This is a genomic window from Sphingomonas abietis, from assembly GCF_027625475.1.
GTDB lineage: Bacteria > Pseudomonadota > Alphaproteobacteria > Sphingomonadales > Sphingomonadaceae > Solisphingomonas > Solisphingomonas abietis.
In genome coordinates this window covers 1302159-1323944 of record NZ_CP115174.1, presented here as the reverse complement: position 1 = coordinate 1323944, position 21786 = coordinate 1302159, and the positions used below count along the sequence as shown (strand labels likewise).

17 protein-coding genes are annotated in these 21786 nt (G+C 67.7%); 10 read left to right on the top strand and 7 right to left on the bottom strand.

The annotated features are described in order from the left end of the window. The first annotated feature begins 5 nt into the window (after positions 1-5). From PBT88_RS06430 to PBT88_RS06395, 8 genes are all read left to right on the top strand, one after another. The gene (locus PBT88_RS06430; protein WP_270078386.1) at positions 6-2021 is read left to right on the top strand and encodes a glycine betaine ABC transporter substrate-binding protein; all 2016 of its coding nucleotides are present in this window, start codon (positions 6-8) and stop codon (positions 2019-2021) included. After that, on the top strand, positions 2014-2832 hold the full coding sequence (locus PBT88_RS06425; protein ID WP_270078385.1) for an ATP-binding cassette domain-containing protein: 819 nt from the start codon (positions 2014-2016) through the stop codon (positions 2830-2832). The genes PBT88_RS06430 and PBT88_RS06425 overlap by 8 nt, the downstream gene beginning before the upstream one ends. Before the next feature lie 81 nt (positions 2833-2913). Beyond that, entirely contained in the window at positions 2914-4971 is a 2058-nt protein-coding gene (locus PBT88_RS06420; protein WP_270078384.1) for a tetratricopeptide repeat-containing sulfotransferase family protein, read from the top strand. 21 nt (positions 4972-4992) lie between these two features. Beyond that, complete coding sequence (locus PBT88_RS06415; RefSeq protein WP_270078383.1) at positions 4993-6018, top strand: ornithine cyclodeaminase family protein; 1026 nt, start codon at positions 4993-4995, stop codon at positions 6016-6018. A 124-nt stretch (positions 6019-6142) separates the two neighbouring features. Then, positions 6143-7651 carry an HAL/PAL/TAL family ammonia-lyase gene (locus tag PBT88_RS06410; RefSeq protein WP_270078382.1) on the top strand — a complete coding sequence of 503 codons (1509 nt, stop codon included), beginning with the start codon at positions 6143-6145 and terminating at the stop codon, positions 7649-7651. Between the two features lie 336 nt (positions 7652-7987). Beyond that, positions 7988-8860, top strand: coding sequence for a fatty acid desaturase (locus PBT88_RS06405; RefSeq protein WP_270078381.1), 873 nt, complete (start codon positions 7988-7990; stop codon positions 8858-8860). Continuing rightward, entirely contained in the window at positions 8857-9669 is an 813-nt protein-coding gene (locus tag PBT88_RS06400) for a phosphate/phosphite/phosphonate ABC transporter substrate-binding protein (RefSeq protein ID WP_270078380.1), read from the top strand. The genes PBT88_RS06405 and PBT88_RS06400 overlap by 4 nt, the downstream gene beginning before the upstream one ends. Before the next feature lie 142 nt (positions 9670-9811). Further along, entirely contained in the window at positions 9812-11347 is a 1536-nt protein-coding gene (locus tag PBT88_RS06395; RefSeq protein ID WP_270078379.1) for a thioredoxin family protein, read from the top strand. A 22-nt stretch (positions 11348-11369) separates the two neighbouring features. Here PBT88_RS06395 and epsC read toward each other — a convergent pair whose 3' ends face one another. The 7 genes from epsC to PBT88_RS06360 all read right to left on the bottom strand — a co-directional run bounded on the left by epsC (position 11370) and on the right by PBT88_RS06360 (position 16480). Then, on the bottom strand, positions 11370-12362 hold the full coding sequence (gene epsC / locus PBT88_RS06390; RefSeq protein ID WP_270078378.1) for a serine O-acetyltransferase EpsC: 993 nt from the start codon (positions 12360-12362) through the stop codon (positions 11370-11372). Positions 12363-12377: 15 nt separating this feature from the next. Next, positions 12378-13145, bottom strand: coding sequence for a gamma-glutamyl-gamma-aminobutyrate hydrolase family protein (locus tag PBT88_RS06385; RefSeq protein ID WP_270078377.1), 768 nt, complete (start codon positions 13143-13145; stop codon positions 12378-12380). Continuing rightward, the gene (locus PBT88_RS06380; protein WP_270078376.1) at positions 13142-13639 is read right to left on the bottom strand and encodes a TauD/TfdA dioxygenase family protein; all 498 of its coding nucleotides are present in this window, start codon (positions 13637-13639) and stop codon (positions 13142-13144) included. Before PBT88_RS06380 ends, PBT88_RS06385 begins: the two co-directional genes overlap by 4 nt. A 327-nt stretch (positions 13640-13966) precedes the next feature. Next, positions 13967-14236 carry a hypothetical protein gene (locus tag PBT88_RS06375; protein ID WP_270078375.1) on the bottom strand — a complete coding sequence of 90 codons (270 nt, stop codon included), beginning with the start codon at positions 14234-14236 and terminating at the stop codon, positions 13967-13969. A gap of 24 nt (positions 14237-14260) precedes the next feature. Continuing rightward, entirely contained in the window at positions 14261-15376 is a 1116-nt protein-coding gene (locus tag PBT88_RS06370; protein ID WP_270078374.1) for an LLM class flavin-dependent oxidoreductase, read from the bottom strand. A gap of 44 nt (positions 15377-15420) precedes the next feature. After that, positions 15421-16278, bottom strand: a complete 858-nt coding sequence (locus PBT88_RS06365) for an NADPH-dependent oxidoreductase (protein WP_270078373.1) — start codon at positions 16276-16278, stop codon at positions 15421-15423. Continuing rightward, on the bottom strand, positions 16271-16480 hold the full coding sequence (locus PBT88_RS06360; RefSeq protein ID WP_270078372.1) for a hypothetical protein: 210 nt from the start codon (positions 16478-16480) through the stop codon (positions 16271-16273). The genes PBT88_RS06365 and PBT88_RS06360 overlap by 8 nt, the downstream gene beginning before the upstream one ends. Positions 16481-17015: 535 nt before the next feature. On the opposite strand from PBT88_RS06360, the gene PBT88_RS06355 reads away from it, so the two are divergent. Further along, complete coding sequence (locus tag PBT88_RS06355; protein ID WP_270078371.1) at positions 17016-20969, top strand: LamG-like jellyroll fold domain-containing protein; 3954 nt, start codon at positions 17016-17018, stop codon at positions 20967-20969. Next, positions 20966-21667, top strand: a complete 702-nt coding sequence (locus PBT88_RS06350) for a DUF6250 domain-containing protein (RefSeq protein ID WP_270078370.1) — start codon at positions 20966-20968, stop codon at positions 21665-21667. The genes PBT88_RS06355 and PBT88_RS06350 overlap by 4 nt, the downstream gene beginning before the upstream one ends. The last annotated feature ends 119 nt before the right edge of the window (positions 21668-21786 follow it).

Here is a 21786-nt window from a genome sequence, read left to right as displayed (position 1 = left end):
CGCCCATGACCAGTGCCCCGAAGGACGCGGTGCGGCCCGATGATCCGGCCGCACCGCGATTCCGCATCGCGATCCCCCGGATGGTGAGCCCGACGACGGGCCCGCGACCGACGCCCGTTCTGCGCCTGTCATCCCTCATCGCACCGCTGCTGCTGATGGCGGCATTCTGGATATCTGCGCCGGCGCGGGCCGCGGCGACCGCATGCCCGGTCCCCACGCCGATCGCATTCGCCGGCCTCGACTGGGACAGCGGTGCGTTCCTGACCGCGCTCGATCGCGCCATTCTCGAACGCGGCTATGGCTGCGTGACGACGACCACGCCCGGCACCACCGTCACGCTCGAACAGGCGGTCGCCACCGGCGATATCGAGGTCATCGCCGAGGAGTGGGCGGGACGCAGCCCGATCTGGAATGCCGCGAGCGCCCGTGGCCAGGTCATCGCGGTCGGCCAGACCGTGACGGGTGGCCAGGAAGGCATCTATGTACCCGACGCCCTGGTGCATGGCCCGAATGCCCCGGCCGCCGGCCTGGCCCGGGTCCAGCAGTTGGCCGATCCGCGCTATGCGGCGCTTTTCCGCGATCCCGAGCAACCGACCAAGGCACGTTTCCTCAATTGTCCGTCGGGTTGGACATGCGAACGCGTCAACACCGCGAAGCTTCACGCCTATGGCCTGAACGACCGCTATGTCGACTTTCGCCCCGGATCCGGCGCCGCGATGGATGCCGCCATCGTCGCGGCGATGGTCCAGCATCGACCGATCGTCTTCTACGGCTATTCGCCCAGCACCATCGCCGGCCGGTTCCGGCTGTTCCGGCTCAGCGAGGCACCCTACGAAGCCGGCTGCTGGGCCGACCTCGTAAATCCCGACGGACAGCATCGCACCGCCTGTAGCTGGCCTCCGGCGCTGCTTTCGGCCGGCCTTAACGCAGCCTTCGCCGCCCGCGCGCCGGCGCTGCGCGCGCTGTTCGAGAAGATCAGCATTCCGGCCAGCGTGCTGAATGCGGAACTGGCCGACGCACAGGCTCACCAGCGCTCCCCGGCCGCCCAGGCCCTGCTGTTCCTGCGGGCGAACCCCGGGCTTCGGCGGCAATGGCTGTCGGCGGAGGCGGCCGCCCGTCTCGACCATAGCCTGCAGCATGGCGACGCCGATACGGCCGCAGCATCGGGCGCGTTCCCAGCCGGCTGGGAAGTGTCGATCCGCGCGCCGGTCAATCGCTGGGTGGCGAGCCTCGTCACCAATTCGGGGGGCACGTTCCGGCGAATCGCGGGGACTCTCACCGCGCTGACCTCGTCGATCGACGCGGCGCTGCGCGTCATTCCCTGGTGGCTGATCATCGCGCTCTTCTCCGGCGTCACCTTGCTCGGCGCGCGTCGTGCGGTCCCTCCCCTGATGGTCGCCGCCGCCTTCTTCATCATCGGCGTGCTCGGCCTGTGGGACCAGATGCTCCAGACGCTGACACTCATGCTGGTATCGTCGCTGATCGCACTGGCCATCGGCCTGCCGCTCGGCATCGTCACCGCCAAGTCGCGGCTCGCCCGATCGGTGGTTCCCCCCATCCTCGATTTCATGCAGGCGATGCCGGGCTTCGTGTATCTGATCCCGGCCCTGATGCTGCTGGGCCTCGGAAAGGCGCCGGCGATCCTGGCGATGGTGATCTACGCGACGCCGCCGCTGATCCGCCTGACCGCGCTCGGCATCCGCAACGCCGATCCGGAGGTACGCGAGGCGGCGGCGGCCTTCGGCGCGACGCCGTGGCAGACGCTGATCCATGTCGAGATGCCGCTGGCACGCGACAGCATCCTCGCCGGCCTCAACCAGATGATCATGATGGCCCTGGCCATGGTGGTGACGGCCTCGATGATCGGCGCGCGCGGGCTCGGCGAGGAGGTGTTGAACGGCATCCAGTCGCTCGACGTCGGCAAGGGGTTCGAGGCCGGCCTCGCCATCGTCGTGCTGGCGATGGCGCTCGATCGAACGACCCAGGCGCTGGTCGCCGACCGGAGGACGCGCCGTGGCTGAGATCGCACTCACCGGCGTCAACAAACTTTATGGTGGCCATGGCAAGGCGGCGCAGGTCCTCGTCGCGCAAGGGCTGGACAAGGCCGCCATCCTCGAACGCACGGGCTGCACGGTGGCACTGCGCGACATCGATCTGGTGCTGCCCAGCGACGCCATCTCCGTGATCATGGGACTGTCCGGCTCGGGCAAATCGACGCTGCTGCGTTGCCTGATCCGATTGATCGACCCATCATCTGGCGCGATCCGCTTCGATGGCGAGGATATCACCCGGCTCGGCCTGCCGGCACTGCGCGCCTTCCGCCGCACCCATGTCGCCATGGTGTTCCAGAATTTCGCGCTGCTGCCGCATCGCACGGTTCTTCAGAATGCGGCCTTCGGCCTGGCGCTGCATGGCGTGAAGCGCGGCGATGCCGAGGCGCGGGCCGCCGCATGGCTGGCGAAGCTCGGCCTCGGCGGCTATGAGCGCGCCTATCCCGATGCCCTGTCGGGCGGGATGCGCCAGCGCGTCGGACTGGCTCGCGCGCTCGCCTGCGATCCCGATGTGCTGCTGATGGACGAGGCGTTCAGCGCGCTCGATCCGCTGATCCGCGACGAACTCCAGGCGCAGCTGCTCGATCTTCAGGCCGAGCTCGGCAAGACCATCGTCTTCGTCACTCATGATATCCGCGAGGCGCTGCGCCTGGGCGCGCACATCGTCGTGATGCGCGATGGCCGGGTCGAGCAGGCGGGGCCACCCGCCACCTTGCTGAGCGCGCCGTCGTCCGATTATGTCGCGCGGTTCGTGGCGCAGGCCGCCGCCTCGGCACGATGACCGCATCTCCTTGCCCCTGGACCCTATGGTCCACCTCCGCGCGCTCACGGATCGGACGCCGGCACGCTATGAGAGCGATCGATGACCGATACTGAACCGCCCCTGCCCGCGGCGACCGACGAGACGCGGAGCGCATGTATCGCTCGGCTCCGCGCGATCCAGCACGGCGGCGATCATCGCCGGGCCGCCATCGAAGCCATCGTCGCCCTCCAGCGATTCCCGGCGGATCGGAATCTGCTGCTGCTCCGCGCGACCAGCCTCCGCTTCCTCGGCGACATCGAAGGCGCGCTGGCGATCCTCGACCGGCTCGTGGCGGATCAGCCGGGCTTCAGTCTGATCCATCAGGAGCGCGGCCTCTGCCACGTCGTCCGCCGTGACGCGCCAGCGGCGATCGCGGCATTCCGTGCCGCCGTCAGCATCAATCCGGCGCTGGCGCAGAGCTGGCACATGCTGGCCAGCCTCTCCCGGATGGTCGGCGACGACGCCGGCGCGCAGGAGGCCAGGTCGCAGGAATTGGCGCTGCAATCGCTGCCCTATCCGATCGTGCAGGCGACCTCGCTGTTCGCCGACGGGGATGGGGTGGGCGCCGAGGCGCTCATGCGGCGCTTCCTGCTCGACCATGGCGATCATCCCGAGGCGATGCGGCTCCTGGCGAAGATCGGCCTGTCGCAGGACGTGCTGGACGACGCCGAGATCCTCTACGCGGCGGTGCTCGCGATGGTGCCCGATCACCGCGCCGCGCGCCACGAATATGCCCAGACGCTGCTCGCCCGGCACAAATTCGCCGAGGCCGGCGCGGTACTCGCACCGCTGCTGGCGGAGGATGGCGACAATCTCGCCTTGCGTGAGATGGCCGCGACGATCGCCGTCGGGCTCGGCCAGACCGACGAGGCGATCCGGCTCTATGAGCAGATCCGCGCCGCGCTGCCGGACGACCCCGGGGACGATGCCGGCCTGCGGGCGCACCTCGCCGATATCGAGCTCTGGCGGGGGCACGCGCTGAAGACGGTCGGTCGTCTGCCCGATGCCATTGCCGCCTACCGAACCGCCGTGACCTTGCGCCCGGATTTCGGCGACGGCTGGTGGAGCCTCGCCAACCTCAAAACCTATCGCTTCCCGGCCGACGATCTCGCCGCGATGCGGGCGGCGCAGGCGGCACCCGGCACCAGCGACGTAGATCGTGTCCATCTCAACTTCGCGCTCGGCAAGGCGCTCGAGGATGTCGGCGACACTGCCGATGCATGGACGCATTATGCGCAGGGCAACGCCCTGCAGCGCGCGTCCAGCCATTATCGTCCGGACATCCTCGAAACCAACACGGCCGAGCAGAAACGCGTGGGCACGCCCGCCTTCTTCGCCGCCAGAGCCGATTTCGGCGCGCCGGCCCCGGATCCCATCTTCGTCGTCGGCCTGCCGCGCTCAGGCAGCACGCTGATCGAACAGATCCTTGCCAGCCATCCGCACGTCGAAGGCACCCAGGAATTGCCCGATATCCAGCGGATCGTGCAGGAATTGCAGGGCCGCGATCCCGATCTCGATCGTCCGCGCTATCCGGCCGTCCTCGCCGATCTCGACCGCGAACGGGCCCGCGCACTGGGCGACGCCTATCTTGCCGGCACACGGGCGCATCGCGTGCTCGGCCGCCCTTTTTTCGTCGACAAGATGCCGAACAATTTCCGGCATATCGGCCTCATCCATCTCATCCTGCCCAACGCGAAGATCATCGACGTTCGCCGCAGCCCGATGGCGTGCTGCTTCTCCAACCTGAAGCAGCTGTTCGCGCGCGGGCAGGAGTTCACTTACTCGATCGACGACATCGCGCGCTATTACCGCACCTATCTCGATCTGATGCGGCACTGGGAGGCGGTGCTGCCCGGGCGCGTGCTCAAGGTCGTCCACGAGGATGTGATCGACGATCTCGACGCCCAGGTCCGCCGCCTGCTCGAGCATTGCGGTCTGGCGTTCGACCCGGCCTGTCTCGACTTCCATCAGAACCGCCGCGCCGTGCGGACGCCCAGCAGCGAGCAGGTCCGCCAGCCGATCTTCCGCGACGGGCTCGATCAGTGGCGGGCGTTCGAGCCATGGCTGGCCGATCTCCGTTCGGCGCTGGGCGAGGCCGCCGACGCCTGGCGGACATAGACCATCAAACAGACGATCAATATGACGAGGACCGATATGGCCGAGACGCCGCCGATCTACATCACCTATCTCAACCGCTTCGATATCGAGGCGCTGGCGATCGACGATGACGAACTTCTCCTCGCGATCGAACAGGGGCTTGCCGCACAGGGACGCGGCGAAGCGGTGATCGAGCCTCGGGTCCATCTCGAACCCAAGGTTTCCAACGGCCATTTCAATGTGCTGCGCGGCGCGCTCCGCGCCCCGATCGACCTTGCCGGGGTCAAGGTGGTCGGCGATTTCGTCGACAATTATCAGCAAGGCCTGCCCTCCGAACTCGCGATGCTGATGCTGTTCGATCCCGCGACCGGCGTGCCGCGCGCGATGCTCGACGCGAGCGGGATCACCGACATGCGCACCGGCGCCGTCTCGGCGCTCGGCGCCAAATATCTCGCCCGCAAGGGATCGAAGATCTTGGGCCATATCGGCGCCCGCGGCACTGCCTACTGGAATGTGCGCCTGCTCGATCGTCTGTTCGATTTCGACGAGATCCGCGTCCATTCGCGCCGCCCGGAAAGCCGCGACGGCTTCGCGGCCCGGTTGAGCCGCGATCTTGGCAAGCCGGTTCGCGCGACGACCGACTGGCAGAGCTGCGTCGAGGGCGCGGATATCGTCGTCGAGGCATCGCGCCTCCACGAGCCGACGCCGTTGCTGCGCACCGACTGGATCAAGCCCGGTGCGCTCGTCATTCCCTATGGGACGATGAGCGCCGTCGAGCTCTCCCTCACCGACATCATGGCGAAGATCGTCGTCGACGACTGGGGGCAGTGCAAGGGCGGCAAGTTCGGCAGCCTGCGGGCCGATGTCGAAACGGGCAAGCTTTCGGAGGCGACGCTGCATGCCGAGCTCGGCGAGATTGTGGCCGGGCTGAAACCCGGCCGCCAGAGCGACGACGAGACGATCCTGTTCTGGCACCGCGGCCTGTCGCTGTCCGACATCGCCCTTGGCCATGCGATGCTCGAAAAAGGTGCGCGCCTGGGCATCGGCCAGCGCCTCCGCTTCGCCTGATGAGCGCCTCTGCCGCCGCCGCCGGCGTCTCTGCGGTCGACACCCGCGCTGCCATGGCCCGGGCAGCGCCGTGCCATTGGCTTGGCCGCGGAAGTGGTGCCGAGACGGCTGGAATATCGCCGCGATGACGAGGCTCGACATGACGGATTCGCCGCTCTCGCCGGACGATGTCGCCGCCATCGCCCGCACGGGCGCCACGCTCGTCCTGTCGGATGCCGCGCGTGGACGCATCCAGGCCGCGCATGCCGTGGTCGAGGATTATGCGGCGCGACAACTGCCGGTCTATGGTTTGACGACGGCGCTCGGCGCGAACGCCGATACGCGGCTCGACGCGGAAGAGCAGGCGGCATTCCAGCGTCGCGTCGCCGATGGCCGCTCGGTCGGCGTCGGCCCCTTGCTGCCGCGCGAGACCGTGAGAGCCATGATGGCGGCGCGGATTTCCGGAATGATCGCCGGCGGCAGCGGAGTTTCGTGGCCGGCCTGTGCCGCGCTGCTCGACGCGCTCAATGCCGGCATTCATCCCGCCGTTCCAGCCCTGGGTTCGATCGGCGCCGGCGATCTCGCCCAGCTCGCCCACCTTGCCCGCGGGCTGATGGGATATGGCATGGTCGAGCGCGATGGCGAGCTGCTGCCGGCAGACCAGGCGCTACGCGCGGCGGGCCTCGATCCCCTCCCCCTCGCCGCCAGGGACGGCCATGCGCTGGTGGCCGCCAACAGCTATTCGGTGGGCCTGGCGTGCTTGGTGCTTGCCGATGTCGAGCGTCTGTTCGACTGGTCGCTCGTGGCCACCGCGCTGGCCCTCGAAGGCTTCCGCGCCAATCTCTCGATCCTCGATGCCCGCGCCCTCGCCGCGCGTCCCGCCTTCGGCCAGATCGAGGCTGGCGCGCGGCTGCGGGCCCTGCTGGCCGGCAGCGCTCTATGGGCGCCCGGCGCCGCGCGGCGGCTGCAGGATCCGCTGAGCTACCGCTGCGTGCCCCAGGTGCTGGGCGCGCTGCTCCACGCCATCCGGGAAGCCCGTGAGGCGGTCCGGATCGAACTCGCAAGCTCCGGCGACAATCCGGTCGTCCTGGCGGATGACGGGGTGATGCTGTCCCAGGGCAATTTTGACCTGACCGCCTTCGTGCTGAGCTGGGAGAGGCTTGGTCAGGCCTTGACCCATGTCGCGACCGGCACCGCGCACCGCACGTTGAAGATGATGTCGGCCGCCGTTTCGGAATTGCCGCGCTATCTGACGCCGCTCGGCCCCGCCTGGACAGGCTTCGGCGCGCTACAGAAGACGATCGCGGCGTCCGAGGCCCTGATCCGCCACCTTGCCCAGCCCATTTCGCTCGGCGTGATGGCGGTGTCGGACGGGATCGAGGACCAGGCCTCGATGGCGCCTGCGGTCGTCGCCAAGGTGAGCGACGGCATCGCGCATCTGCGCCATCTGGTCGCGATCGAGCTCATCGTCGCGGCCCAGGCGATCGAGCTGCGCGGCGTCGCTGACCGGCTCGGTGGGGATATGCGCGCAATCCAGGCCGTGGTGCGATCCCAATGCGCGCCGCTTGGCGAAGATCGACCGCTCGGCCCCGAAGTCTCGCAGCTGGCCGAATTCATGGCCGCGCAGGCGGTTCCGCGCGCCTCAGGGGTGTAGCGGGAGCGCCGAGGTCACTTGGTGGGGGACCAGCGAGCGATCCTCGCCATTCCCTCCCCGATCGGCCGCGATGTCCCTGCGCGGGATCGAGCCGGACCCCATCGGTGGTCGGTTTCTGCGGGATCATCCGACCTAAGAAACATTGTCTAGCACTGAAGTAGACATTTGTTGCTGAGCCCGCGCTGCGTCGTCAGTTTCGCCATACCGTTCGGATGAGCGGTCATCGCTCGACCGGCTCCGCCAGTTCTTGCTCAGCCGGCGGGACGTTTTGGAGGCACGGACGCATTGAACACCGACTCGCGCTCGAAACGCCGGATGACGATCGAATGGCCGACCATGGCCCTGACCATGGTGGTCTATGGCGGATGGATGGCGGTCACCTGGTTCCACGCAGCGTTGCCGACCGGGTTGCTCGTCGTGGCGGGCGGATGGTTCGTCGCGTGGCACAGTTCGCTCCAGCATGAGACGATCCATGGCCATCCGACCCCGTGGCCAAGGCTCAACAGCCTGATCGGTGCCGTTCCGCTGTCGCTGTGGCTTCCCTACACATGCTATCGTCGCGATCACCTTGCGCATCACGCCACCAGCGAGACGACCGATCCCCGCGAAGATCCCGAATCCCATTATCTGTTGCCTGCGACCGGGTGGCGCGAGACGCTTCGGCGTGCCGTTGCGACCGTCCAGGCGCCATTGCTCGGCCGGCTGCTGCTCGGGCCGGCGATCATGATCGCGGGCTTCCTCGGCGCGCAGGCCATACGGGCATGGCGGACGCCGTCCGAGGCTGTGCGCGATTGGGCGCCGCATATGATCGGCGTCGCGCTCATATTGACGTGGCTTTCGATCTGCCACCTCGGCGTCGGTCTTTATCTGCTCGCTTTCGTCTATCCGGGCAGCGCGCTCACGCTGCTGCGATCGTTCGCGGAGCATCGTGCCGCGACCGCGCCGGGCCATCGCGTCGCGATCGTCGAGCGAGCCGGGCCGCTGTCGCTGCTGTTCCTCCACAACAACCTCCATGCCGTCCACCATGCGGCTCCGGCGTTGCCCTGGTATCGGATACCGGCCTTCTACCGTCGGAACCGTGCGGCCATCGTCCATGCCAATGGCGGCCTCGTCTATCGCGGCTATGGCGACGTCGCGCGGCGTTACGGCTTGCGCGCTCATGATGCGCTGATCCATCCCCGCTTCTTGGCGGAAACGGCACCTCGATGACGGGTCATGTCGCGTCGCTCGCAATGTACGATGCCCCCGGGCTGCAAAGCGCCAATGATGCGCTCTGGTCTGCCATCGCGCATCATCTGCGTGCGGCCGGGCTCGACGATGTACCCGCGGGGCTCGACCGGACCCGATCGCTCGAAGAGATTTGGGACGACCCGAATCTGCTGCTCGCCCAGGCCTGCGGCTATCCGCTCGCGACGCAATGGCGCGGCCGTTTGCGATATGTCGCGACCCCCCACTACAAGGCGGCCGGCTGCGAGGGCGCCTCGCATCGCAGCCGCATCGTCGTCCGCCGGGACGAGGCTGCCGTTGCCCTCCCCGAATTGAGGGGCCGACGGGCAGCGGTCAACGCCGAGAATTCGAACACCGGCATGAATCTCTTCCGCACCATGGCGGCGCCGCTGGCGACCGATGGCCGATTCTTCGGATCGGTCCTCATCACCGGGTCGCATCATGCGAGCATAAGAGCCGTAGCGGCGGGCGAGGCGGACATCGCCGCGATCGATTGCGTGACCTTCGCGCATCTCGAGCGCGAGGATCCGCTATCCACCCGCCGATTGAGAACCTTGGCCTGGAGCCCGCCCTCGCCCGGCCTGCCGCTGGTGACATCGGCGGCGACGTCCGACGCCGGACTGCGCATTTTGCGAAGGGCCGTCCGGCAGGCCATCCGTGATGACGCCAATGGCGCGAGCGTCGATGCGCTGCTGATCGCCGGTGTCGATGTGCTGCGGCAGTCGCGATACGACGCGCTTGAAAAACTGGCAGCCCATTCGACGCGGCGAGGATATCCGGAATTGAAGTGATCGGCTGGCGGAAACAGCGCGAACCGGGCGCCGCATCGCAGCCTCTTTACACCGTCTACGCCCGGCTTATCCTTCCCTTCGACGGTCTGACACCTCCTAAGTTCGGCGCATGTTGTTTTTCTGATAGATAGGATTTTAGCGGATGTGGCGACCAATCAGCGGGCTGATGCTGGGATGCTTTCTGGCGACGACTGGTTGCGATCGCCCCGCGAAAACAGAAACGGGCACGCAGACCGCCGCCACGGCGCAGCAGATCGCCTGGCGCGAGGGCGATGTCGACGATGCCTTCGCCGAGGCCAAGGAAACGAACAAACCCGTGCTGCTCTACTGGGGCGCCAAATGGTGCCCGCCGTGCAACCTGATGAAATCCACGCTGTTCAAGGATCCGGCTTTCATCGCGCAGACGCGCGCATTCATTCCCGTTCATCTCGATGGCGACGCCAAGGGCGCACAGATCTGGGGCGAGAAGTTCGGTATCCAGGGCTATCCGACCGTCATCCTGCTCCGCCCCGATCATAGCGAGATCACGCGCTTGTCGGGCGGATCGACCGCCTCGACGCTGGCCGACATTCTGCGTGTCGCCGCCACCCGCACGACATCGACCGAGGATTTGCTCCGGCAGGCCGACGATCCCACGCATCTCTCTACCGACGACTGGCGGCTGCTCGCGAGCTTCGATTGGCTCGACGATCCGAAGCATTTCGGCGATTCCAAACGGGCTGCGGCTTTCCTCGCCAAGCTGGCCGGCGCTGCCCCCGATCCGGCGATCAAGCGGCATCTGCAACTCACCGCGCTGGAGATGAGCGGCGGCAACGGCGACGTCGCCCAGCTGACCCCGGCGCAGCAGGCCGAGGTCCAGGCGTTGTTGCCGCAGATCCTGTCCGACTATGCGGAGGTGAAGGCCAATCGCCAGGAATTGACCTTCGGCGGCGCGTCGCTGATCCGCGCGCTGCCCGATCCGGCGACACGCAAGGCATTGGGCGTGCAGTTGCTGGCGTCGCTCGACAAGGTGGCAGCGGACAGGAGCGTGCCGCTCGGCGACCGATTCGGCACCATCGACGCCGACATCGCGCTGTCGAAGAGCGAGAATGGCGGCAAGGTCGCGCCCGCTGTGCTCGCCAAGGTGCGCGAACGTGTCGCCTTCGTCGATCATGCCGCGACCGATCCGATGATGCGGCAGGCAGTGATGCCCAATGCGGGCCAGGCGCTCGACGATGCCGGCGATCCCGCAGGCGCGACCAAGTTGCTCGAGGCCGAACTGCCGCACGCCGTCGCGCCTTATTATTACATGATCGATCTCTCGGGCATCGCGGAGGAGCAGAAGGACAACACCGCCGCGATTTCGTGGGCGCGCAAGGCTGCGGAGATCGCCGAAGGCCCCGCGACGCGGATCCAGTGGGCGGTTCTCTACGCCAACACGGTGATGCGGCTCACCCCCGACGACAAGGGTGCGGTCGAGCAGAGCGCGGCTATGGTCATAGACGCGCTCGGGCGGAACAGCGGCGGTTATGCCCAGCGCACCGCCAAGCGGGCCGATGACTGGGGCAAGAAGATGCGCGAGTGGAGCGCCAGGCACGATGGCGCCGCGGTCTTGACGCGGCTGGAGACGCGGATGGGGCAGACATGTCCGGCAAGCGATGCGACGGCGGTGTGTCACAACGTCCTCAAGGCGGCCTGAGGCGGCTCGCTCGCCGGACGTCTCAGATCGCGAGGGCCGCCAGATTGAGGTGGCCGCTCGGCAGATCACCCTGCCCCGGGCGATCGCTCTCGGCCGACGCCTGATGGACGATGCTGCCCGCCGGCACGCTCTGGGTCAGCCAGACATTGCCGCCGATCACCGCGCCACGCCCGATCGTCACCCGCCCCAGAATCGTCGCGCCCGCATAGATCACGACATCGTCCTCGACGATCGGGTGACGTTCGAGACCCTTTTTCAGCCCGCCGCTCTCTTCCGTGGGGAAGCTCCGCGCGCCGAGCGTCACCGCCTGGTAGAGCCGCACCCGGTCGCCGATGATGGCCGTCTCGCCGATCACCACGCCGCTGCCATGGTCGACGAAAAAGCTCTTTCCGATCCGGGCTCCCGGATGGATATCGATCGCAGTCGCCGAATGCGCGACCTCGGCGATGATCCGCGCGATGATCGGCACGTCCAGTTCGTAGAGGGCATGGGCGATGCGGTGATGGATGAGGGCGGTGACGCTGGGATAGCAGAGCAGCACCTCGTCGACGCTCCGCGCGGCAGGATCGCCCGCATAGGCGGCTTCGACATCCTGATCGAGCAAGCGACGGAGATCGGGCAGCTGTGCGGCGAAAGCCTGCGAGATTCGCGCGGCGCGCTGCTCGATCGCCCCTTGCGATGGCGCCGATTGCGAATAACCCAGTTCCAGGGTGATCTGCCAGCGTAGCTGGACCAGCACCGTGTCCAGCGTCTGCGCGACAAAGCGATCCTCGTTCTCCGGGTTCACCGTGCTCGGCCCCAGCCGGAGGGGAAACAGCGCGCCGGCGAGCAGGGCAATGATCGCCTCCAGACGAGCGCGTGACGGGAAGCCCACCCGTTCGCGGGCGACATCGCGGCGATGAGCGCGTCGCCAATCGTCGCGCGCCTGCCGCAAGCCCCCCGTCAGCGCATCGATATCCCAGCTGGGGGCGCCCGGCGGTATCGCGACCTCGTCCTCGATCCAGGGTGATGGCATGGTATGTCCTTCCTGTCAGACGGTGAGTGGATCGCCGCGAACGGCTCGCGCCAGCAATTCGAAAAACGCGCGGCCCGCCGGGCTCTGGTCGACGTCCCATTCCGGATGCCATTGGACGCCCAGCACCGGCGCACCGCACGGTCTCGCCGAGACCGCTTCGACGAGATCATCCGGCGCGCGCGCCTCGATCGACAAACCCGCGCCCAGGCGGTTGATCCCCTGGCGATGGACCGAGTTCACGCGATGGCGCCCGGCGCCGATCGCGGCCGCCAGCATACCGCCTTCGGCTATGTCGATATCGTGATGATGGTCGAACAGGGCGGGCACATCGTCTTCGGCACCGTCGCGATAATGGCCGGTCTCGCCCGGCACGTCCGACAGGGTGCCCCCGAACAGCACGTTGAGTTCCTGCATCCCGCGACAGATACCGAAGACGGGCCGCCCTGCCCCGATCATCGCGTCGGCCAGTCGCAGCGCGACGTCGTCCCGGCCCGCGTCGTCGCATGGCACCGCGGCGCCTGCGCGATAGCGCGATACCGCCACGTTCGAGCAGCAGCCTGGCAGCAGCAATCCATCGAGGATCGCGGACAACGCGACCGGATCGACCGCGTCGGCGATGGCCGGCACGATCAGCACCGTCACTCCGGCGATGTCGGTCAAGGGTACGACGAAGCGCGAAGCGACGGCTTGCGTCCGCCGGCCGTCGAGCGTCCGGTTGCTGGCCAAAACGCCGACCAGAGGCTTCGTCCGGCCCGGTGCCGTCGGGGCGCCTGCCAGGGTCACGCGACGCACAATTCCGGTAGCGCGCCCAGGGTGACCCGGCGGGAACACCGACTGTCGATGCCAACCGGCACGTTGCCGCGGACGGTCACGCCGCGCACCACATGGCGCCGATCACGATCATCATCGATCGGGTCAGGCGCGGTGGCGCGATCGTGCCGGATCGCCACGTCACCGTCGCGCCGGCGCATGCCGTTTTCCAGCCGGACGATGGCGGCCTGAATGATGTTGTCGAGCCGCCCTGGCTCGACGGCGCCAAGCTCGGCGAAGGCCTGGCAGACGCTATCCGGCACGAGCGGGCGTTCGCCGGTTTCGGGATGGACGCGTATCAAAGAATATACCGCCTCGATCAGTGTCGGGATAAATTCCGCCCGATAACGATCGGCGCCTTCGTCGGGTTCGCTCTGGTCGGCGATATCGGCACGGCCTTTGCTGCACATCGCCGGCGGCGCGTCGGCGCGGGCGCACGCTGGCAGTCGATGGAAACGAGAAGCCATTACCGTTACTTATCGCTTCCTCATGGCAAGAGCGGGTTCACGCTCCGATCGGCCCCAGCCTAGTTAATGCCTATCGGACTGGTAGAGATTTTCCATTCGGGGTGGACAAGCTAATCTTTGCCGCACGCAGGTGCCCGCCTGCCCGAAGCACCCATCTGCTCGATGTTCGATGGCTAGCGGCCCCCCCCGCACGACACGGAGAAGACCGTCTGCCGCCTCACTCTCCGGTGGCTTTCGGGGGTTTCACACGCTTGATATTCCCGTCGAACTGCTGGTGTTCGAGGCTGACGAAGCCGCCGCGATTCGGCATCACGATCCGGGACAGACTCAAGCGGTCCAGCCGCGCGTCCGCCGCGACGATCCGGAGCCCGGAAAGGCGAGGTCCGGCACGATCCGCTGGATCGCCTCGCTCGATTTCGCCCGCACCCCATAGCCCGAAAGAGGCATGCCGGGTTCCAGCATCGACGCCGGCGCGTTCGTGGCACGAAGACCGGTCGCCCATCCGCCGGCCGAGGCCGCACCTGCGAACAGCAATGCACGCCGATGAAGCAGTCCACCACCGGCGACATGCTCTTCGCGCTCGGGGGCATCTTCCATCATCGGGCTTCCCGCGCCGGACGATCAGGCGATGCTGTCGGCGGCGAACAGGCGCTCTACCGTCGATCGCGGTTCGTCGCGCAGCAGCGGCAGCAATTGGTCGCCCTGCCGCGCGATCTCCGACAGATATGGCGTGTCGGACAATACGAACTGGCTGATGCCGAGGTCGCGATATTTGCGTAGCGAGCTGGCGACATCGGCGGCCGAGCCGACCAGCCATGTGGTCCCGGCACCGCCGCCGCCGTAGCGGCCCGGCGCGGTATAGAGATTGTCGTCCAGCACCTCGCCGCGGGCATGGAGATCCAGCAGCCGTTGTTGCCCCACCGCCGGCGCACGCCGATGCTGGTCCGGGAGGCTCTGCGCCCTGGCCATCTCCTCCACCTTGGCCTCGGCGTCGGCCCATGCCTGCTCGGTCGTGTCGCGCACCAAAGTCGTGATCCGCAGGCCGAATTCCAGCGGCGGCAGGTCGCGATCGAGATCGCGGCTGAGCTGCCTCAACCGCGCGATACGGTCGGCGACGCCGTCGAGCGGCTCGCCCCAGAAAAGCTGCACGTCCGCTTCGGTCGCCGCCACGCGCTCGGCGGCTTCGGACGCACCGCCGAAATACAGCTTCGGATGAAGGCGATCGCCGCGCGCTATGATCCGGGGCGAGACGGTCGATCCCGCAACACGGAAATGCTCGGTCTCGAAGGTCACGTCCTCCTCCGTCCAGAGCCGGCGGACGAGCCGCATGAAGTCCTTCGTGCGGCCATAGCGGTGCGCCTGGTCTCCCTCACTGTCGCCATAGGCGGCGAGATTGTCCTGCCCCGAGACGATGTTGATGCGGACCCGCCCACCACTCAGTCGATCCAGTGTCGCCGCCGCCGACGCGAAATTGGCCGGCCGCCAGTAACCGGGCCGAATCGCGATGAGGGGCTCGAACGTCCTGGTCCGCGCCGCCAACGCCGTCGCGACCGTGAACGTATCGGGGCGGCCCCAGCCGGTGCCGATCAGCGCGCCCTTCCAGCCATGCTGCTCCAGAGCCTCCGCCTGACGCATCAGGGTCTCGAGGCCCGCCGGATCGGCGTCGCTGATATCGCCGCGATGCCCTCCCTCGATCTGATTGGGGATATACCAGAGGAATTCGGAGGCGTTCGACATGGGAACTCCTTGAAAACGAAATGGAAGGGTGGCTGACATGCTGGCTAGTCGAGCCGGAAACCGAGCCCGTGCAGCACCTCGCGAAGCGCGTCTCGACCGGCGAGCGAGGCGGCACCACGCACCCGCTGGCTCGCCTGTTCCGTCCAGTCGCGCTCCGTCATGCCCTGCTCACGCTGAAAGCTGCGCAACCGGAGATCATAAGCGGCAATGGCGAGCGCATTGCGTTCCGAGCCATATTGCTCGCGGAACAGCACCGCCTCCTGAGGCAGGCGCGGCTTGACCGAGGCGGGTGCGGCGGGATCGGGATGGCCCACCGTCAGCCCGAACAGTGCGAACGCCTGTGGCGGCAGGCCGAGTTCGGCCGCCACCTCGGCAGGCTTGTTGCGAATGCCGCCGATATAACAACTGCCGAGGCCGATCGATTCGAGTGCCACCACGGCATTCTGGGCGGCAAGCGAGGTATCCACCGCGCTCAGCAGGAAGCTTTCGAGAAACTGCGGCCCGTCGGCCGGCGCGCCGATCGCTTCACCGATCGCGGTGAGGCGGTGGAGGTCCAGAATCCATAACAGCAAGAGCGGTGCCTGGAGAATTTGGGTTTGGTTCCCGGCGAGCCCCGCGAGCCGTGCCTTGCGCGCCGGATCCTCAACCGCGACGACGCTCCAGGGCTGGAGATTGGACGAACTCGCCGCCGACTGCGCCGCCGCGACCAGCAATTCCAACGTCCCCTCCGGCACGGGATCGGGCAAATAGGCACGAACCGAGCGGTGCGACAGCATCGTGTCGAGCGTCTCGTTCCAGGCCACGGGCACATCCAGCGTGTCCCGATAGCGTTCATACAACCGCGCCGCGCGCCGTGCGCCGGCATCGTCGTCCGGATGGGCCAACGCCCTCATTTCACTCATCCCGTCCTCCCGATATTGAGGCGAGGCGTGGCTCCTCGCGATCGTCGATCGGCGCCTCCCCGACGCCGAGCAGCTCGTGCAGCAGCGTGCGTCCCCAATATCGGGCGAAGATGCGCAGCGCGGCCGCCTTGCCCGGATCAGCCCGCGCGGCCTCCTGAACATAAACGTTGCCACCATCGTCGCGGAACCCCGCGTATGGCATCTCACTCTACGCCAACAATGCCACGAACGAGAAGAACATCATCTCGCAGGGGCTATTGGCAGCACCGTCGGGTGCCGGCGTCACGGCCTATCTGGGACGGATCGTGAATTACAATCAGCCGGCCAGATATGGCGTCACCTTCAGGACCCGATACTGATCCCGATACTGACAGTGATCGCCGACGCGCGCGGGCATCCCCGCAACCCGTGGCTTTGGGCTGCGGTCCCGATGCCCGCGAACGCGGCAACGGACACGGTAGCGAATACGCGGGCGTGCGATCGCGGCGACGGTCGCGCCCGATCCCACCAGCCCTGATGCAAGTTCGGGCGCAGCAGTCGCTGCCCGTCGCCCCTCACCAATGGCCGTCCAACGCCTCTCGCCATGGCTGGAGCGATAGCATTTTTCCGCCGCGTCCGGAGCTTCGGCAATATCCGAGTCTTCCGATAGGAAATCTATTTTGTCGTGCCGCCCGCCACGGGGCTAGGTCGTCGCGGCCTCTGCCAAACCGAGGCTGCGAGATGACAGGCGAGTATGTATGGCGTTGCGTTTTTCGAGGTTGAGGGCGTCGGTCGCCTGCGTGGCTTTGCTGGCAGGGTCTGGCGCCAGGGCCGAGCCCGGCCTGCTCTTCTCCTTATCGGGTGACAAAGGCTCCGTCGCCGATTTCGCGGCCGGCGGGGCGACGCCGATCTTCGCCAAGGGGGTGACCGCGATCGCCGACGGCAAGGTGGGAGCCGGATTCACCTTCTCGGACGATCTGGTGCTCGCGTGGCCGGGACCCGGCAATATCTACGCGCAGCGCGGCACGCTCTCCTTCTTCTTCCGCTCGCGCACGCCGTTCGGGACGACCCCGTTCCCGATCTTCCGTGTCGGCGGCAGCGATGGCAGCAGCTGGGACATGGTGTTCCTGCGGATCGACTGGAACGGCCATGGCTACGACGCCTTCGTCACCGACACCGGCCTTGCGCGGACCCGAATATCCTACCGGATCGCCTCGATCCCCGCGGCCAACGCCTGGACCCACATCGCCTTCGGCTGGGACGAGCGCAGCGGCGTCAAGCTGTGGGTCGACGGCCAGCGCGTCGCGACGCTGAATCGCAAGGCGGTCTATGATGCCGGGCTGTTCGGGTTCGGTCCCTTCCAGCGGGTCGTCTCGCCGTGGCAGGTCCACACCCGCCGGATGTACAGCCATGGCGGCGATCTCGACGAGATCAGGATCTATGATCATATGCTCGACGATGCCTCGGTCGCCACGCTCGCCACCGCCGGCACCCCGAACGCTCCCGCCGCGCCGCCCGCGCCCGCCATGCCGACCGACGATCCGCAGGTGCGGCAGGATTGGTGGCACCGCTATGGCTGGGCCGCCGCCGACATCGCCCCGCTCTACCTGTCGGCAGCGTCGATACGCATCCGCAAGGTCGAGTTCAGCGACGCGCGCGACCAGAAGGAGAAGATGGCGCGCGGCACCGACGGCATCCGCGAAACGACCTGGCCAGGCGTCTACAACCGTTCCCGCCTGCCCGGTCGCCACGATTATTTCGAACTGCCCGACTGGAACGTCTATGCCACCGGCGGCCAGGCCTACACGCTGACCCTGCCGGACGAGCCCTGGAACCGGATCGAGATCGCCGGCCCCGCTTATGGCGACCTGCAGCGCACGGACGGCGACGGGGCCGGCCTGCTGTTCCGCCGGCCCGAAGGCCTGGAGCGCAGCAGCACGCCGCTCGACCATGAGCGGCATGGCGGTACGATCCGTTTCGACAATGTCGCGCAGGAGACGCCGATCGAAGAGATCGGCGCCTACGACGTGACCGCGGGCGAGGCCCCGGCCGCCGATTTCCGGCTGCACTACCGGATCGATGCCAAGGCCGATCCGGCTTCCTATCCGGCGCTGGACGGATTGGCCGGATATATCGCCGGCCGCTTCGTGCCGCAGGAGCGCGCCACCGTCGTCGCGCTGCCCGCAGGCGCGCCGCGCAAGCCCCGCGCCGCGGTCGCCGCGCCGGCATCGACACCGGCGTCAACACCGCCATCGGCATCGGCATCGGCGCTGCCGATCGTCCATATCCTGGTGCCCGGCGATTTCCGCGATGCCCGGCTCGGCAATGCGCCCCAGCGCTTCACCTATGGCGCCGCCAATCTGAACATGGGGCTGGACGGGGTGGCGATCCACCTCCCGGCCCTGCCGGTCCAGCCGACGCATCGCGGCCTGCTGCCGCTCAACATCCGGATCAAGGATCCGACCTGGCCCGATCGCGATCTGCTCGATGTCGATGTCGCGGTGAAGCCCGGCGAGGCGCGCACGCTGTGGCTCGATACGCGCGACCGCATCCTGCCCGACGGCGCCTCGATGATGATCGACATCGCCGCGGCCGGCGGCGGCTTCGATATGCATGCGCTCGACGGCACCGACGTCGACCTGCTGTACAAGCCGGTCGCCGCGGCCAAGGCCGAGCATGTCGCCGATCGACTGGCGCAGGCGCGGGACGAACTGTCCTGGCTGGTCGAGGAACAGCCCAGCACTCGGCTCTATCCGGTGTGGACCCGGTTCGAACGCGACATCAGCGATGTCCTGCGCGTCGATCCGGGCAATGCCACGGCCCGCGCCTATTGGGTCGAGAAGGAGCCGGAGCAGCCTTATGCGCCGATGTCGCCCGAACCCGCGCCGCCGCCGGGCGTTCCTGCCTGGGCTTGGCGGCAGAGCGAGGACTTGAAGCTCTACCAGCAGTTCGTCGACTGGTGGATCGATCATCGCCAGATCGCCGACGGCGAATTCGGCGGCGGCCTCTCCGACGATACCGATCTGGTCAACCAGTGGGTGCCGCTGGCGATGATGGGGGTCGAGCCCGAACGGATCGCCGCCTCGCAACGGCGCGTGCTCGACGCGACCTTCGCCAATGGCATGTGGAGCAACGGGCTCGGCCGCATCCGCACCGACGAGCTGCACAGCTACGAGGAGGGCATCAACACGCTCGGCCAGGCGATGCTGCTCGACTGGGGCGATCCGAGCGCGATCGAGCGCAGCATGGCGGTCGCGCGCAACTATCCAAAGCTGATGCAAGTCAATCCCGCCGGCCATGCCCATGTCGTCAGCTCGCTGTTCAGCGGCACGAGCATCGTGCGGGAAGCGGCGCTGGGCTGGCAGGAGCCCTACAGCCTGCTGATCACCCATCCCGGCCTGATGCTCGTCGACTATAATGGCGCGCCGGCAACCAAGGCGTTGCTGCTGTCGGTGCTCGACGGCTGGCTGGCGCACGGCAAGAAGGACGCGAACGGCGTCTGGCAGTTCCCCTCGAACATCGAATGGGCCAGCGACAAGGCCACCGGCAAGGGTGTCGCCAGCGCCGGCAATTCCTTCTGGGCCGCCTATGACTGGACCGGCGACGAGCGCTATCTGCGTCCGATCGCGACGGAGATGGCCGAGCATGATCTTGCCGGTCTGTCGGCGCTCAACGCCGACCTGCTGGCGCGCACGCCGCAGGGGCCGGCGCTCGCCAAGGCGATCGCCGATGGCACGGTGAAACCCGATGGCGGCGCGATCGATCGCAATCTCGGCGGCTTCAACGATCGCGACTATGCCCGCTTCGTCCATTGGCAGCAGACCGGCGACAAGAATGATCTCGTCGCCCTGTATGACGGCGAAATCGCCAGCGATCGCGGTCGGATGCCGGTGCTGACCGACGCGGAGCTCTGGGTCGATCGGGTCAGCGTACCGAGCGAGCTGCTCCAGCGCACCCGAATGGGTGGCGTCGCGCACCGCCGCAACGCCTATTATCCCGGCAATCTGGTGCGCTGGCATTTCGCCGCCCCGGCGCGGGGGGAGGACGTCGCCCTCCTGATCCCGCACGGCGATCCGCGCCATTTTCGCATCATCGGCTATAATCTCACCGATCGGCCGATCACGGCGCGGATGACCGGCGACGAGGTGGCGGCGGGCCGCTGGCGTCTCTCCGCGGGTATCGACACCGATGGCGACGACCGCGCCGACACCGTCGGGGAGCAACGCGACGTCACGCTCGAGCGCGGCGCCGGCGTCGACATCGCTTTCCCGCCGCACCAGACGATCGTCTACGATTTCACCCTGGCGACACCGGGCGACGATCCGGCGGCCCGGCCGGATATCGGTCTGTCGGGCGAAGATCTCGCGTTGCGCGGCGATCGCCTGTCGGTCACCGCCCACAGCCTCGGCGCAAAGGCGACGCCGGGTGGCACCGCGATCGTCGAGGATGCCGCCGGCCATGTTGTGGCCCGTGCCCCGATCCCGCCGCTCGCCGCGCCGACCGATCTCGAACCGAAGACGGCGACGGTCGCCATTCGGCTGCCGCACGGCACGCCGACGCCAGGACTTCGGGTACGCCTGACGCTCGACGGCGATCCAGCGGAGACCAGCGCGACCAACAATGTCGCGGCGCTGGGCGTGACGATCGCCTCGCAGATCGCGGGCGCCACGGAATCGCGCGACGACGCCACCGCGCAGGAAGACACGAAATGACGAGACGATCGAACGGGCCGGCGCATAAGTCGGCGCGATGGGCCGGGCTGCTGCTGGCCGCGCCGCTGGTGATTGCGGCATCCCCCGCCGACGATTTCCGCCACGGCCTCGCCCATTGGCGCGCCGAGGCCGAGGCGCCCGCGCAGATCACCGCGCAGGGCGGCATCCTCGACATCGTGGCGCCCAAGGGGCTCACCCTGTGGTACGATCGGCCGCTCACCGGGCCGGTCGAAATCGATTATGATGTCGAGGCGGTGGCCGAAGGCGGGGTCGACGATGCGGTGAGCGACGTGAACGCCTTCTGGATGGCCAGCGATGCCGATGATCCGGGGGCCACGCATCCGCCGCGTCCGCGATCCGGCCGCTTCGCCGACTATGACGATCTGCGGACCTATTATGTCGGGATTGGCGGCAACCGGAACAGCACGACAAGGCTACGCCGCTATGTCGGCCAGGCCGGCGATCGCCCGATCCTGCCGGGGAACGACCGCCGCGATGCCGCAGCGTTGCTCCAGCCCAATCGCTGGATGCACATTCGCCTGATCGCGGACGGACATCGTGTCGCGGTGCTGCGCGACGGGAAAATGCTGTTCGGCCTCGATGATGACGCACCCTATCGGCACGGCTATTTCGCGCTGCGAACGACCGCGAGCCATTTGCGGGTCCGCCGGCTTCGTATCCGGTCGGTGACGCCATAGTCCTTGCCGCGTCGCCGCGGCAATTCGACGCAGCGCCCATGGCGCTCGCGCTGCGGCGAGCGGCTCGGACATCGCCGTCGCCTGCGCTTGGGAGCCACCCGCCTCGCCCTATCGCCGGG